General features: G+C 32.3%; 14 protein-coding genes and 1 pseudogene. 8 read left to right on the top strand and 7 right to left on the bottom strand.

The features are described 5' to 3' along the window. Positions 1 to 26: 26 nt before the first annotated feature. Both MOV50_RS03525 and MOV50_RS03520 read right to left on the bottom strand, forming a co-directional pair. On the bottom strand, positions 27 to 647 hold the full coding sequence (locus MOV50_RS03525) for a hypothetical protein (protein WP_321779032.1): 621 nt from the start codon (positions 645 to 647) through the stop codon (positions 27 to 29). After that, entirely contained in the window at positions 644 to 1,441 is a 798-nt protein-coding gene (locus MOV50_RS03520; protein ID WP_321779031.1) for an HDOD domain-containing protein, read from the bottom strand. The genes MOV50_RS03525 and MOV50_RS03520 overlap by 4 nt, the downstream gene beginning before the upstream one ends. Positions 1,442 to 1,591: 150 nt before the next feature. On the opposite strand from MOV50_RS03520, the gene rpmB reads away from it, so the two are divergent. From rpmB to argJ, 3 genes are read left to right on the top strand one after another with little or no spacing between them, the layout of a single operon-like run. After that, positions 1,592 to 1,780: a 50S ribosomal protein L28 gene (gene rpmB / locus MOV50_RS03515; protein ID WP_013326380.1), complete on the top strand. Its 189-nt coding sequence runs from the start codon at positions 1,592 to 1,594 to the stop codon at positions 1,778 to 1,780. 18 nt (positions 1,781 to 1,798) lie between these two features. Next, a complete protein-coding gene (locus tag MOV50_RS03510; protein WP_321779030.1) occupies positions 1,799 to 2,929 on the top strand; it encodes a potassium channel family protein in 1,131 nt (376 codons plus the stop codon). Next, positions 2,922 to 4,097 carry a bifunctional glutamate N-acetyltransferase/amino-acid acetyltransferase ArgJ gene (gene argJ / locus MOV50_RS03505; protein WP_321779029.1) on the top strand — a complete coding sequence of 392 codons (1,176 nt, stop codon included), beginning with the start codon at positions 2,922 to 2,924 and terminating at the stop codon, positions 4,095 to 4,097. Before MOV50_RS03510 ends, argJ begins: the two co-directional genes overlap by 8 nt. A gap of 9 nt (positions 4,098 to 4,106) precedes the next feature. Here the strand turns inward: argJ and MOV50_RS03500 are convergent, their stop codons facing one another. From MOV50_RS03500 to MOV50_RS03480, 5 genes and pseudogenes are all read right to left on the bottom strand, one after another. Further along, entirely contained in the window at positions 4,107 to 4,718 is a 612-nt protein-coding gene (locus MOV50_RS03500; RefSeq protein WP_321779028.1) for a trimeric intracellular cation channel family protein, read from the bottom strand. Between the two features lie 10 nt (positions 4,719 to 4,728). Further along, complete coding sequence (locus MOV50_RS03495) at positions 4,729 to 5,256, bottom strand: gamma carbonic anhydrase family protein (protein WP_321779027.1); 528 nt, start codon at positions 5,254 to 5,256, stop codon at positions 4,729 to 4,731. Positions 5,257 to 5,258: 2 nt separating this feature from the next. Next, positions 5,259 to 7,360 (bottom strand): annotated as a pseudogene (locus MOV50_RS03490) (RNA degradosome polyphosphate kinase). Continuing rightward, a complete protein-coding gene (locus tag MOV50_RS03485; protein ID WP_321779026.1) occupies positions 7,357 to 8,010 on the bottom strand; it encodes a nitrilase-related carbon-nitrogen hydrolase in 654 nt (217 codons plus the stop codon). The pseudogene MOV50_RS03490 and the gene MOV50_RS03485 overlap by 4 nt, the downstream one beginning before the upstream one ends. After that, complete coding sequence (locus MOV50_RS03480; RefSeq protein ID WP_321779025.1) at positions 7,967 to 8,638, bottom strand: hypothetical protein; 672 nt, start codon at positions 8,636 to 8,638, stop codon at positions 7,967 to 7,969. The genes MOV50_RS03485 and MOV50_RS03480 overlap by 44 nt, the downstream gene beginning before the upstream one ends. Before the next feature lie 83 nt (positions 8,639 to 8,721). Here MOV50_RS03480 and yajC point away from each other — a divergent pair, with 83 nt between their 5' ends. The 5 genes from yajC (at position 8,722) to MOV50_RS03455 (ending at position 13,750) form a co-directional block, all read left to right on the top strand. Further along, the gene (yajC, locus tag MOV50_RS03475; RefSeq protein WP_321779635.1) at positions 8,722 to 8,988 is read left to right on the top strand and encodes a preprotein translocase subunit YajC; all 267 of its coding nucleotides are present in this window, start codon (positions 8,722 to 8,724) and stop codon (positions 8,986 to 8,988) included. Then, positions 8,978 to 10,543 carry a protein translocase subunit SecD gene (gene secD / locus MOV50_RS03470; protein ID WP_321779024.1) on the top strand — a complete coding sequence of 522 codons (1,566 nt, stop codon included), beginning with the start codon at positions 8,978 to 8,980 and terminating at the stop codon, positions 10,541 to 10,543. Before yajC ends, secD begins: the two co-directional genes overlap by 11 nt. A 2-nt stretch (positions 10,544 to 10,545) precedes the next feature. After that, on the top strand, positions 10,546 to 11,517 hold the full coding sequence (gene secF / locus MOV50_RS03465; protein ID WP_321779023.1) for a protein translocase subunit SecF: 972 nt from the start codon (positions 10,546 to 10,548) through the stop codon (positions 11,515 to 11,517). Positions 11,518 to 11,666: 149 nt separating this feature from the next. Next, positions 11,667 to 13,259: an IS1182 family transposase gene (locus MOV50_RS03460; RefSeq protein ID WP_321779022.1), complete on the top strand. Its 1,593-nt coding sequence runs from the start codon at positions 11,667 to 11,669 to the stop codon at positions 13,257 to 13,259. Between the two features lie 152 nt (positions 13,260 to 13,411). Further along, the gene (locus MOV50_RS03455) at positions 13,412 to 13,750 is read left to right on the top strand and encodes a DUF6394 family protein (protein ID WP_321779021.1); all 339 of its coding nucleotides are present in this window, start codon (positions 13,412 to 13,414) and stop codon (positions 13,748 to 13,750) included. Position 13,751 lies beyond the last annotated feature (1 nt).

The following is a 13,751-nucleotide window of genomic DNA, read 5'->3' as shown; positions in this document are numbered from 1 at the left end:
TTAAAGAGTTGTTATGGTATTCAATATTAAATTTTATCCCCTATCTCAGCATCTAAAAAAGATGAAATTGTATAAATTATTGCATTGCCTGTTACTCTTGTTGCAATTTTTTGTCCCATTTGCCCTAAAAAAGTATTGTCAATAATAAAATCATAAGTTTCTTTTTTTTCTGATTTTTCTCTAAACTCTTTTTCACTTTGAGCTATAACGGGATTGTGCCCGTTGTCATGTAACTCTATCGCCATTGCTGAGCGTTGTGATTTATCATCACTAAAAAGTAAAACATTTTTATTCAGATTTTTAAAACTTGAAGAAAATAACATAGCAATTTCTCTAGATTTAAATAAAGAAAAGTTGATTTTATCTTTATAAAACACTTTTATAGCATTGTATTTTTTTTCATCATAATCACAAAAACCAACTGTTGCATGATTAGATTGACGAACTTTTGAAAAAACTTTCATAAAAACATCAAGACCATTTTTGTTAAAAAAGACAACCTTTTTTAAAGAAACCAAAATCATATCAACTTTTAAATCAGCCGTTGCTTGTATATCATCTAAACTTAAAAATGATTCTCCGCTACCACCATCTAAAAAGCCTTGAGGCGTAAATAAGCCAATACCTTCTTTTATAATCGCTCTCATGATACTTCCATTAACGCAGCAAAATCTTCGTATATATCACCAACATAATCAACTTGAAATTCTATAAAGTCATTTAACCCAGCTTCTATAAATATAGGTTTAGATAACTCATAAAAAAGTAGTAAATGCATCCATTTGCCTAGCGTATTTATCTGTTCGTCTTCGGCTGCTTTTATCCCAGAAGATGCTTGAATGATTTGTGCAATATTTTGTGGCATCTCCCATTTCTCAGCAATTTGTTCACAAATATCAAAAATTCCAACGCCACTTAAACGAGTCAATATAGTGTTATAGTCGAGTTCTTTGGCACTTCGTAGGAGAGTTACATCTTGAATCTTTTCACAAAATAGAGCCTCTGTAATAATGACACTCGCTGGAAGTAAGGTAATGGAAGCACTAATATCTTTATCTTTGATATTTAGATGCTCTAAAATAATTTCCCAATTTTTAGACAATCTTGCTTGAAGTTCATGAAAGACTCTGGCATTTAGTTTAAAAAGTACCCATTTTGCAGGACTAAGAAGTGTGGTCATATAGTTGTAAACACTTTGTTGGGAACCTGAAACACCTAGTATCCCAAAGATTTGAGAAGTGTCACTTACTTCATTTGCAAAGCCATAGATTGGTTTGTTTACTAAATCTTTTAGATAAGTTGAAAGAGCAGGATCGCTTTTGGCAACGATGGCAGCTTTAGATAATTCGCCATTATTTAAAAAAGTTAGTGTGTCTTTTAATGCCTTAGGTCTTGGTGGAATCTTGTCTATGTAAGAATCGATTTTATCTTTTGTTATCATATGTACATTTTATCTTGAAAATAATAAAATAACAATTAAACATAAGTTATATGTCATAAATATATAAATTGCAAAAATATCTTTAAGCTGAAGTTTTGCTTGCGTTTGGTATAATTCGCAACTTTAAATATATACACAAGGAAGCTAATTATGGCAAGAAGATGTGCTATTAGTGGCAAAGGCCCTATGAGCGGAAACAATGTTTCTCATGCAAAAAACAGAACAAAGCGTCGTTTTTTATTAAACCTAAGAACAGTGCGTATCACATTAGAAGATGGTACTACGAAAAAAATTAAAATCTCTGCAAGAGAGTTACGCACACTTAAGAAGAACTCGTAAAGAGAATAGGAAATTAAGTTGAATCTTTTACAAAGGATTCGTACCTTCCTACATTGGGAGTCCGCTCCCAAACCTGATGTAAATCTCCTTCCAGAAATTTACTCTCACCTCAAAGCATTTCGTCTACCCCTAATTTTAACAGTACTAATCATGTTAGCTGGAACAATCGGCTATGTAATTATAGATGGTTTTACTCTTATGGATGCTATCTACCAAACTGGTATTACCTTTACTACTGTTGGATTTGGAGAGATTGCTCCGATTTCAAATATAGGTAGAATTTTTACAATTACTTTAGTTATTTCGGGGTTTGCAATATTTTCTAGTGCTATTGGTATTTTGGTAGCGGAGTTAAATAGAGGAACAATAGTTGCCATTTTAAAGGAGCGAAGAATGTTATATGAAATAGCAAGGTTGAAACAGCATTTTGTTGTCTGTTATCATAATGCTTATACTCTTGAAGTTACAAAACAGTTAAAAGCTAATCATATTCCTTTTGTTGTTGTTGATCCAAGACCTGAGATTCATGAGTGGGCGATTGAGCATAATTATCCTCAATACTTAAAAGCAGAACCACATGCTGAACTCTCAATGTTAAAAGCTCACTTAGCATCTGCAAAAGGTCTTATAACTCTTTCAGATTCAATAGCAGATAATATTGCTCTAATAGCATCAGTAAGACTTTTTGAAAAAGAGCATTTTTTACCAAGACCGTATTATGTGATTTCAGCAGCAGAGTCTATGAGTGATGTTGAAAAACTTAAAAAACTAGGAGCTGATACTGTTGTTTCTCCAACAAAACTTACTGCTCAAAGAGTAAGTGCAGTTGCAGCAAGACCAGATATGCAAAATCTTTTAGAAGAGTTTTTATATAAAAGTGATAACCCTCTTGATATGGAAGAGATAGAAGTTCCAAAGTATAGTTGGGCAGTGCTTAAAAAATTAAAAGAAACGCATATTCGTCAGATTACAAATACTTCTGTGATTGGCATAACAAAAAAAGATGGAAAGTTTTTAACTATGCCAAAAGGCGATGTTCTTATAACAAGTGAGTGTAAGTTGCTAATCATTGGGACACAAAGTGATATAAATACAACTAAAGAGTTATTAAGAAGAAGAGAGAAGCCTAAGGAGCTAAGATTTGTATAAAATTGTTCAAACAAATGCTGGAGTTTGTGCTCCAGATGGCTTTTTTGCAGATGGGGTAAGTGCAGGATTAAAACCAGAAAATGCACTTGATATGGCATTTATATATAGTGATAAAGAATGTGAAGTAGCATCTGTATTTACTACAAACAAAATGTATGCTGCTCCGATAAAACACTTTAGAGCAAAAAAAGATTTTAAAACAAATTTTGTACTTATTAACTCTAAAAATGCGAATGCGATGACAGGACAAGCTGGGTTTGATGATATTGATGAGATACTGAGCCATTGTTGTGATATGACTAATCCTATCATGAGTTCAACTGGTGTAATAGGGGTTAGACTTCCAAAGCAAAAAATCACTGATGGAATGAAACTTTTTGATTACACAAAAAAAGAATCAAGCAAAGCATCTAGAGCCATAATGACAACAGACGCATTTGCAAAAGAGATAGCTTTAAAAGTTGAGCTTGATGACGGTAGTTCTTTTTCTATTGGAGCGATTGCAAAAGGTGCTGGTATGATTAACCCAGCAATGGCGACTATGTTATGTTTTATAACCACAGATGCTAATATCCCAAAAATACAGATGCAAGAGATATTAGATGAAGTTACAAAAACAACTTTTAATGCGATAAGTGTAGATGGAGATACTTCCACTAATGATACAGTTTTACTTTTAAGTAATGCAAAGAGTACAGCTTTTGACGCAGACGCATTTAAAGAAGCACTCTTTAAAGTGATGCATTTTTTAGCTCTTGAAATGGTTCGAGATGGCGAAGGTGCGACTAAACTTGTTACATACAAGGTAAGCGGTGCAAAAGATGATAAAGAGGCGGAGATAGTAGCTAAGACACTTTCAGATTCACTGCTTGTAAAAACTGCTCTTTATGGTGAAGACCCAAACTGGGGAAGAATAGCATCTACTGTCGGAGCAAGTGGAGTTGAAGCTTATGAAGAAAAACTAAAAATTTCTTTTGATAATCATTGTGTTTATGACAAAGGACAACTTTATTTTGATGAAGAGATGGAGAAAAAATGTGCCATAGTTATGGGGCATAAAAAATTTACAATCTCTTGTGACTTAGGTGTAGGTGAAGGAAGTTTTAAAACTTATGGTTGTGACTTAGGTCATGAATATGTAAAAATAAATGCGGATTATAGAACTTAGTAAACTTCTTTAACTAAGTTTTGGAAGTTGCCAGTGTCTTTTAAATGCAAGTAGTCTTAAGAGTATAGAAAAAATGGCTACGACTAAGATAGTCATTTCATTTAGGTAACCAACTATTTCTAAAGTAGCTAAGGTGAAAGCAACTATAACTGCGATTGAACCGTAAAAGTCACTTATAAGAACTGTTGGAACTTGATTTATCATTATATCTCTTGTAACACCCCCACCGACTGCAGTAATAAAACTTAAAACTATGATGCCAAAGAAGTTGTAGTCTGCATTTATGGCTAAAAGAGCACCTGTGATACTAAATGCAACAAGACCGATAGTATCACTTACAACAAATATCCACTTTTGATCTAATGATGGTTTCTTATATATCTTAAATATGTAGGCAATAAAAATTGTTGAGGTGAGTGTTATGGCAGGATAGATGGAAGTAAAAGCAAAAGGAGTTGAGCTTAAAATAGAATCTCTAATGATTCCACCACCAAGAGCTGTAAGAGCAGCAGCTATAAAGATACCTAAAATATCTAACTTATTTTTAACACCAATTAAAAAACCACTTGTTGCAAAGGCGATTATTCCAATAATATCTGCAAATATAAAAAAATCAGGCATCTATAAAATCTTACTCAATATACCCATTTTTAAATTCCACATATCTTGAAGCTGAAGCATAAAGTTCTTTAACTTCTTCATCAGTTAATTCTCTTACAAGTTTAGCAGGACTTCCCATGATAAGAGAACGAGGTGGAAAAACTTTATTTTTAGTTACAAGAGAACTAGCTCCAACAATACTCTCTTTACCAATGACAGCACCATCAAGTATAGTGGCGCTCATACCTATAAGGCAAGCGTCCTCAATGGTACATCCGTGAAGCATAACCCTATGCCCAACTGTTACATCATTTCCGATTATAGTTGGATTTCCATCGCTTCTATCTTCTTTTTTGTAGTGAGTTACATGCACCATACTAAGGTCTTGGATACTTACTCTGTCACCGATTTTTATATAATGTACATCGCCTCTTACTACGCATCCAAACCAGATAGAACAATCACTTCCACAAGTTACATCTCCGATGACATCTGCAGACGGTGCAATCCATGTTTTTTCCCCTAGTTTAGGACTTGTATTTTTGTAATTTAGTATCATTTTCAACTCTCCATAAATAGTTTTGATGTGATTTGTGAAACACTTCTTTGAGTTTCTTTTTTGCTTGCTTTTGAAATTTTGTTTACATACTCTTCTAAAAGTTTATGATTATTTATTATTTTTTCATCTTCGTGAGCTTTGACTTTTATGTATGAGCCATCACTTTGAAGTTCGTGCGCTAAAACATTGTCTGAGCATTGAAGTTTTAGTATTTGAATGATTTGGTTTTGAGATTCTTCATCTTTTATGGCAGTTAAAAGCTCTATGCGTCTAACTAGATTTCTTGGCATCCAGTCAGCAGAAGAGATATAAATCTTAGCACTATCATTTTTAAAGTAAAAAACTCGAGGGTGTTCTAAATATTTTCCTAAGATAGAAATAACTCTAATATTTTCACTCACACCTTCGATACCTGTTTTTAAACAGCAGATGCCACGAACAATTAAGTCGATTTTTACTCCTGCTTGACTTGCTTTATACAACGCTCTGATAACATCTTCATCAACTAAAGAGTTTACTTTTGCAATGATTTGTCCATCTATGCCTTTTCTTGTTTCGTTATGAATTAGTGAAAGTATTTTTGGTTTTATTTGTGCAGGTGACATATAAAGCTCATCAAGTTTACCTTTTTTACTAAAACCTGTTAAAAAAATGGAAAAATCTTGTTAAGTCATTTGTGATTTCATCTTTTGAGGTCATATAGCTTATATCTGTGTAGATTTTTGCAGTTGAAGGGTTATAGTTCCCTGTTCCTAAATGAGCGTATTGTTTTAATTTGCCATTTTTTCTTCTTGTAACAAGTGCTGCTTTTGCGTGAACTTTAAATCCACGGATTCCGTAGATAACATGCGCTCCAGCTTTTTCAAGTGCCTTTGCCCAAACAAGATTTGTTTCTTCATCAAACCTAGCTTTAAGCTCAACCATAACTGTAACTTGTTTTCCACTCTCTGCTGCACTTATGAGTGCTTGGACTATTGGTGAGTTTGTACCTGAACGATATAGAGTCATTTTAATAGAAACAACATCAGGGTCTTTTGAAGCAGTTTGAATCAGTCTTATCACAGGCTCAAAACTATGATATGGATGATACAAAGTAACATCTTGTTTTTCTAAAGTTAAGAAAATGTTTTCTGTAATATCCATTGGTGGTATATTTTTTGGCTTAAAAGGAGGTAATAATAGATGAGCAAAAGATATATTTCCAACTATCTGCCAAAGACTAGAGAGGTTTAAAAAGGTATGAAATTTATAAATATCATTTTTGTAAACATTTGCATGACGATTAAAGAAGTTAATAATCTCTTCATCGGTATCACTCCCAACTTCAAGTCTTACCATCTCTCCTTTACGGCGAAGCTTTAAACCCTCTTCTAAAATCTCCATAAAGTCATCGGCTTCCTCTTCTTCTATCTCCATGTCTGCATTTCTTGTAACTCTAAAAGATGCATATTTTAAAAGAGTATAACCAGGAAAAAGATCATCTACATGTTGTGCGATTAAAGATTCAATAGGAACATAAGTATCATGATTAAGTTCAACAAATCTACTTAAAACTCTTGGAACTCTAACGATTCCAAATCTTTCAATAGAGTTGTCATCAATATCACTCAGTTTTACAATAAGTCCAAAACTAAGGTTATTTAAATTTGGAAAAGGGTGTGTGGCATCTATGGCAATAGGAACTATAACAGGGTAAATATTTTCTTTAAAATATCTATCTAAAGTATGCTTTTCGCGTTGATTTACATCAGCGTATGATTTTACACTTATTCCTTCATCTTCAAGTTTTTTTAAAATGCCAACAAGACAATGCTCTAAAACTTGTTGTTCTTGATGAAGGTATTTTCTTATTTCACGAAGTTGTTGCAAGGGAGTTAGTTTATCTGCTCCAGAAACTATAATTCCAGCGGCAAATAGTTTTTTTTAGACCTGCTATGCGAATCATATAAAATTCATCTAAGTTTGTTCCATAAATTGCTAAAAATTTTAATCGTTCTAAAAGTGGAAGTGATTCATCTTGGGCTTGTTTTAAAACTCTTGTATTAAACTGTAACCATGAAAGTTCGCGGTTATTATAAAGGTCTGGATTTTTTAAATTTATCATAAGATAACCTGTAAATTTTTTTTTATTATTATATCTAAGATATGATTATCTAATAATTCCAGTACCTTTGTAGTTGGCTGAATGGTAGATAGTGACATCATTTTTTCTTGCATAGTATCGCATAAGAAGTTTTGCAAAGTAGGTTCTATTGATGGAGAAAACCAAGCATTATTACTTGTTGCTATGACAAAATCAACTTCTCCTTCGTAAATTTCTTGGCATGTAGCTTCGTAGCAAATAGCATTTCTAAACTTTACTCCTTTGATTTTAAAGTCTGTTGGTGAAGTAGCTCTCACAAAGTCAGATGCACCAGAGAAAAAAGTATCATTTATGATTTTTTTTGCAAATTTTGGGAGTGGTATATATTCGCCAAATGGAACTAATACAAGTTTTTTAGCCATTGAATACTTTTCGTTTTCAAATAGGTAAGTAACATTATAACTTTTAGAATTTTCCTTATAAAGTGCACCAGCAACAATGCTTATATCTTTTGAAAGAATTAAAAGTTGGTTGATTAGTTTTGGATTTTTATTCATATACAAAGGAAATACAGATTCTGGAAAAACTATAACTTCATAACCTTCATTTATCGCAGTTTGAATCTCTTTATAGATGAGTAAAACAGTAGGTTTTAACTTTCTCGTAACCACTTTTTTCTTGTTTTATATCTGTTGTAACAAGTTTTATTTTAAGTTCTGTGAGTTTTTGATTTGCTGGATTAAAGTTTATTGCTAAGAGTAGTAAAACAAAAGAGGCATATTTGTAAGGCTTTTTGATGTAATATATAAGTGATAGTGCTAATAGTATAGATGCTAATTGGTACTTATAGATGCCAATATAACTATCTACAAAAATTAACTCTATTTGTAGCCAGTTCCAATCAAAAGGCTCAAAAAAACAAAGTGCAAATAGTAATATTGCTCTAATATAAACTTTATTTGTAAGTGCTAAAACACCAAAAAATAGCATATAAATTATACCAAAAGCAAAGGTAATGATTGGTGTCATATATGCAACACCTTGATACTCAAAACTATAACCTATCCAGTAAAACCAAAGAAGCCCAATAGCAAATCCTGCGACAAAAATTGATTTTTTTGGAATGTACAAAAAGAGGGTCAAAGCACTAAGACCAAAGAAGGTATTTAAGATTTTAATAGTAAAACCGAAATGTTCTAAATATATAAAAGCACTAAATAAAGATGCTGTTAATACTCCTAAAATAAGTTCATAAAATAGATTATTATTTTTTTGTAAATTTTTAATTTTTTTTAGCATGTCTAATTATAGTCAATTTTCAGTCACCCCTTATAATATTTTATGTATAATCGCCCAAATTTAATTAAAGGATTTCCATGCCAATGGATATAATAACTCAATTAGCACCGTTCATATTTTTAATAGCAATCATGTATTTCGTGATTATTCGCCCACAACAAAAAGAGGCAAAAAAAAGAAAAGCGATGTTAGCCGCTTTAGCAAAAGGGGATAAAGTTTACACAAATGGTGGCTTTATTGTAGTGATTCATAAAATTGATGAAGATATTATAAGCGTTAAAATGAATGACGATGTAATCGTTAAAATGTCAAAAGATGCAATCTCTAAAAAGTACGAGGATGAAGCTTAATTACCGTATAGTCGTTTTCGCTTTAGCAATAATTTTTGGTCTGTTTTTCTCAGCACCATCTCTACTTCAACTCCAAGATGGCAAAAAAGTCACTTTAGGACTTGATTTACAAGGTGGTTTGCATATGCTTCTTGGTGTAAAAACTGAGGAGGCTACAAAATCTCGTATAAAATCAATCGCAGCAAGTATAAAACACTTTAGTGATAGAAATGATATTTTAGTAGATGAGTTAAAATTTGATGAATCTTCTATATCGTTTTCACTTCTAGATAGTGATGATGTAAAGCAGATGCAAGAATTTTTAAGTGAAATAGATGGCTCAAATATTTCTGTTAGTGCTGAGGCATTTTCTCTAAGTTTAACGCCTGAAGAAATTGTAAGAACTGAAAAACTAGCAATAGATCAAGCGATAGAAACGATAAGAAATAGACTTGACCAATTTGGTTTAGCTGAACCTGTTGTAGCAAGACAAGGTGAAGAGAAAATTTTAGTTCAGTTAGCAGGTATTAAAACTCAAGAAGAAGAACAACGAGCAAGAGAGCTTATCTCCCGCGCTGCAAAGTTAGAGCTTATGGCAGTTGATGAAGATAGGAATGCGCGAGTTGGTGTTATGAGTGATTCAGATGCTGCTGAGTATGGCGATATTATTTTATCAGATGTTAAAGACCCAAATAGAAAGTATTTAGTTCGTGAAATTCCTATCTTAGATGGAAGTATGCTTACAGATGCATCTATGGGATTTGATCAAAGTAACAGACCTCTTATTAACTTTAAGTTAAATGCAGAAGGTGCTGAAATATTTGGTGATTTTACAGGTAGAAGTGTTGGAAAAAGATTAGCAGTTGTGCTAGATGGCAAAGTTTATTCTGCTCCAAATATTAACGAACGAATTGGTGGAGGAAGTGGTCAAATTTCTGGAAACTACACAGTTATGGAAGCAAAAGATTTAGCTATTGCTCTTCGCTCTGGTGCTCTATTAGCTCCTATTTATCTTATGGAAAAACGCTCTGTTGGTCCAAGTTTGGGTGCAGATAGTATTAAGGCTAGTATGATTGCTTTGATTGGTGGTTTTGTTTTAGTAATCATTTTTATGATGGCTTACTATCGCATGGCAGGCGTTATAGCAAATATTGCATTAATTGCAAACTTGTTTATAATTTTAGCTGTTATGAGTCTTTTTGGCGCAACTTTAACTCTTCCTGGTATGGCAGGTATCGTTCTGACTGTTGGTATGGCAGTAGATTCCAATGTTATTATTTCTGAGAGGATAAGGGAACTTATTTATCAAGGTAAGTCAATTCATAAAGCTATAGAAGAAGGTTATGCAAATGCAATGAGAGCTATCTTAGATGCAAATATAACAACTCTTATAGCAGCAGTTGTTCTGTATGCTTATGGAACGGGTGCTATTAAAGGTTTTGCTATAACTATTAGTATCGGTATTTTAGCGTCTATGCTTACTGCGATATTAGGAACTCATGGCATCTATGAAATGCTTGAGAGTAAAATACAAAAATCAAAAAATAACCGTTTTTGGTTTGGAATTAAGGGTTAATTATGGAATTTTTTAGATATACAAGAACCTTTAATTTTATGGGTAAGTCTAAAATTGCGATGATTCTTTCAGTGATTTTAGTTTTAGCTTCTTACGCACTTTTGGCAACAAAAGGTCTAAACTACGGTGTTGATTTCGCTGGTGGAACTATCGTTCAAGTTAAGTATGATACAGTCGCTCCAATTAAAGAGATGCGAGAGAAATTAAAGGGTAATGAAATCTTTAGGGGAGCATCTATTACAGAATTTGGCTCTCCAGATGAAGTTGTTATCCGTATGAAGAGTACAAGCGGAAGTGTTACGGTAGATATTGGTGATATGACAAGAGAAGCACTAAAAGGTAGTGGAAATTTTGAAATTCGCCGTGTAGATATTGTAGGTCCCACAGTTGGAGCAGAGTTAAAAGAAAAAGGAATGATGTCTTTAGTATTAGCAATGTTTGGCATCTTGGTTTATGTAGCATTTAGATTTGAGTGGCGTTTTGCTGTTGCATCTATCTTCGCGCTAATACATGATATTTCTTTAGCTTTAGGTGCTATAACACTTGTTGGGTTAGATGTAAACCTTGATGTTTTAGCCGCACTTCTTACGATTTTGGGTTATTCACTTAACGATACTATTATTGTCTTTGACCGTATTCGTGAAGGTGTTACAAGTTCAAAAAATACAGACTTGACTGAGATTATTAATGAATCAGTTACAAGAACCTTGGCAAGAACAACGCTAACTTCACTTACAACTTTCTTTGTTGTATTTACGCTATTTATGTTTGGTGGTGAGATTATCCATGCCTTTGCATTTACACTTCTTGTGGGTATTATAGTTGGTACATACTCATCTGTTTTTGTAGCATCTCCTATACTTCTTTGGTTTGGTTTTGATGTTAAAGGTTACCATATTAAACTGGCATCCAAAGCAAAAAGAGAAGTAGAAAAACAACGCATGCGTGACCAGTACGAATCTGGAGTAATGTAAGTTTTTTAGTTCCCTCTCTTGGGAGACTGTGAAATAACTACTATTTCCAGTCTCATTCATATAAACACATCCAATCAAGCAATTTAAAATCAATTTTTCAGTATAATAACACCAAACAAAGCCCTGTATTTAGGCTTTTAAGGCAACTAATGAGTGAACTATATAAACAAGGTTTAAATAGAAATCAGCAATTATTATTTCCACCAAGTATTGATGATTATGTAGATGAAGATAACAATGTAAGAGCAATAGATTCTTATGTAGAATTATTAGACTTAACTAAACTGCAGTTTTCAAATACAAGAAAAAGTGATAGAGCAGATGGACAGAAAGCATATAGTCCTAAAATGCTTCTAAAAATATATATCTATGGCTACCTCAATAAGATAAGAAGTTCAAGAGCATTAGAAAAAGAGTGTAAAAGAAACCTAGAACTAATATGGCTAGCACAAGACTTAAAACCAACATATAGGACTATATCAGAGTTTAGAGCAAGGAATCCAAAAGCACTAAAACAAGTATTTAAAGAGTTTGTAGTTTTATGTAAAAATATAGATTTAATAGGGGATGGATTAAAAGCTGTTGATGGAGCATTTTTAAGAGCGAATGCCTCTAAAAATCAACTAATATTGAAAAAGACACTGGATAAAGATTTAACTAAAATTGAAACTGAAATAGAAGAGTATCTCAAATCACTAGAGTATGCAGATAAAGAGAAACAACCATCAAGTATCATTAATAAACTACCAAAAGATTTAAGAAAACTAAAATATCAACAAGAAGAGTTATCTAAAAACTTAAAACTTTTAGAAGAGATGGGTAAAACTCAATATAATAAAACAGATTCAGATGCTTCTCTTATGAAAAAACCTGCACATAACCTTATGGCATATAATTCACAGATAGTTGTAGATGATTCATTTAAATTCATAGTAGCTACTGATATTTCAACAGTAGGTAGCGATAGAGCACAACTGCATAAGATGGCAAAAGAGACTAAAGAAAATTTAGGAGTAGATAAACTAAAGATAGTAGCTGATACAGGATATTATAGTGCTAAAGAATTTAAAAAATGTAGTGAAGATAATATTAATGCTATTGTTCCTTTAGCAAATATGAGACAAGTTCAAAAAGACAAAGGTAAATTTACAAGAGATGAATTTATTTACAATGATAACAATGATTGCTATATATGTCCTAATAATTATCAACTAAAAAAAAGAATTGCACCACAAATAAAGAATGATAAAGTTAATTTCATTTATACAGGTACAAGTGCAATATGTAAAGCTTGTCCTCTCAAAGATAAATGTATACCTACAAAAGCACCATATAAACAAATATATAGATGGGAACATGAGTATATAACAGAAGCACATAATAAAAAGATGCAAACTGAAGAATCTAAAGTAATAGTCAAAAAAAGAGGTTCAATAGTTGAACATCCATTTGGAACAATTAAAAGAACTTTAGGTTGGGATCATTATCTTGTTCGTGGCAAAGAAAAAGTATCAGGTGAAAATGCACTTATCATGTTTAGCTATAACTTTAAAAGACTTTTAAATTTGATAGGTATAAATCTATTTCAAAAACTGATGATAGCTTTAAAAGATAGAGATATAAGTTCCATAAAAGAAGAAATAGCTCAATATATAGCTAACTCTTTATTATATGTAGTTTGTTTTTTTAGAATTTACTTTATGCTTAAATTTAAAAGTAGAAAAGCTATAATTTTAAGATAAAAAATCATCCCATTGGAGACCGTAAAATAAACTGTTGTTATTTCACAGTCTCTCCCGAGATGGAACTAGATTTTCTATCCACATAATTTTCCTTTCAGTCACCCCTTAAGATACTTTTTGTATAATTACTTCAATAAAATTAAGGAATTGTGATGGATTGGGGCAAAGTTATTTATGTGTTTTTCTCTTTAATGAGTTTAACATCAATCGCGGGATTTTTATATGAGCATAGTGCAGTTGCACTTTTTGTAGCAGGTAGTTTAAACTTAGTTTCAACGGTTTTAAAAATAGGTGTAAGAAATTTACTCTCAGCTGAACTTTTAGCATCATCTTTAGTTGCAGATTTACACTTAATTCCAGCATTTATATATTTGGAAGTTATTGGAAACTTAGAGTGGGCAATTGCTTTAACGATAGGGGCTTTAATAGCTAACCTATTTTCAGTAGGACTTATTTATATCGAGAGTTCAAAAATTCACGATGAGTATTAGG

Source organism: Sulfurimonas sp., from assembly GCF_029027585.1.
In the GTDB taxonomy this organism is placed as follows: Bacteria; Campylobacterota; Campylobacteria; order Campylobacterales; family Sulfurimonadaceae; genus Sulfurimonas.
Note: the sequence above shows the minus strand (reverse complement) of the source record. Positions and strands in the feature narration are given on the sequence as shown.

What these genes read in the sequence shown, in the direction of transcription:
- MOV50_RS03495 (WP_321779027.1), bottom strand. Translation starts at nt 5,256, where the DNA reads ATGATACTAAATTACAAAAATACAAGTCCTAAACTAGGGGAAAAAACA.
- MOV50_RS03480 (WP_321779025.1), bottom strand. Translation starts at nt 8,638, where the DNA reads ATGCTAAAAAAAATTAAAAATTTACAAAAAAATAATAATCTATTTTAT.
- yajC (WP_321779635.1), top strand. Translation starts at nt 8,722, where the DNA reads ATGGATATAATAACTCAATTAGCACCGTTCATATTTTTAATAGCAATC.
- rpmB (WP_013326380.1), top strand. Translation starts at nt 1,592, where the DNA reads ATGGCAAGAAGATGTGCTATTAGTGGCAAAGGCCCTATGAGCGGAAAC.
- secF (WP_321779023.1), top strand. Translation starts at nt 10,546, where the DNA reads ATGGAATTTTTTAGATATACAAGAACCTTTAATTTTATGGGTAAGTCT.
- secD (WP_321779024.1), top strand. Translation starts at nt 8,978, where the DNA reads ATGAAGCTTAATTACCGTATAGTCGTTTTCGCTTTAGCAATAATTTTT.
- MOV50_RS03525 (WP_321779032.1), bottom strand. Translation starts at nt 647, where the DNA reads ATGAGAGCGATTATAAAAGAAGGTATTGGCTTATTTACGCCTCAAGGC.
- MOV50_RS03455 (WP_321779021.1), top strand. Translation starts at nt 13,412, where the DNA reads ATGGATTGGGGCAAAGTTATTTATGTGTTTTTCTCTTTAATGAGTTTA.
- MOV50_RS03520 (WP_321779031.1), bottom strand. Translation starts at nt 1,441, where the DNA reads ATGATAACAAAAGATAAAATCGATTCTTACATAGACAAGATTCCACCA.
- MOV50_RS03500 (WP_321779028.1), bottom strand. Translation starts at nt 4,718, where the DNA reads ATGCCTGATTTTTTTATATTTGCAGATATTATTGGAATAATCGCCTTT.
- MOV50_RS03460 (WP_321779022.1), top strand. Translation starts at nt 11,667, where the DNA reads ATGAGTGAACTATATAAACAAGGTTTAAATAGAAATCAGCAATTATTA.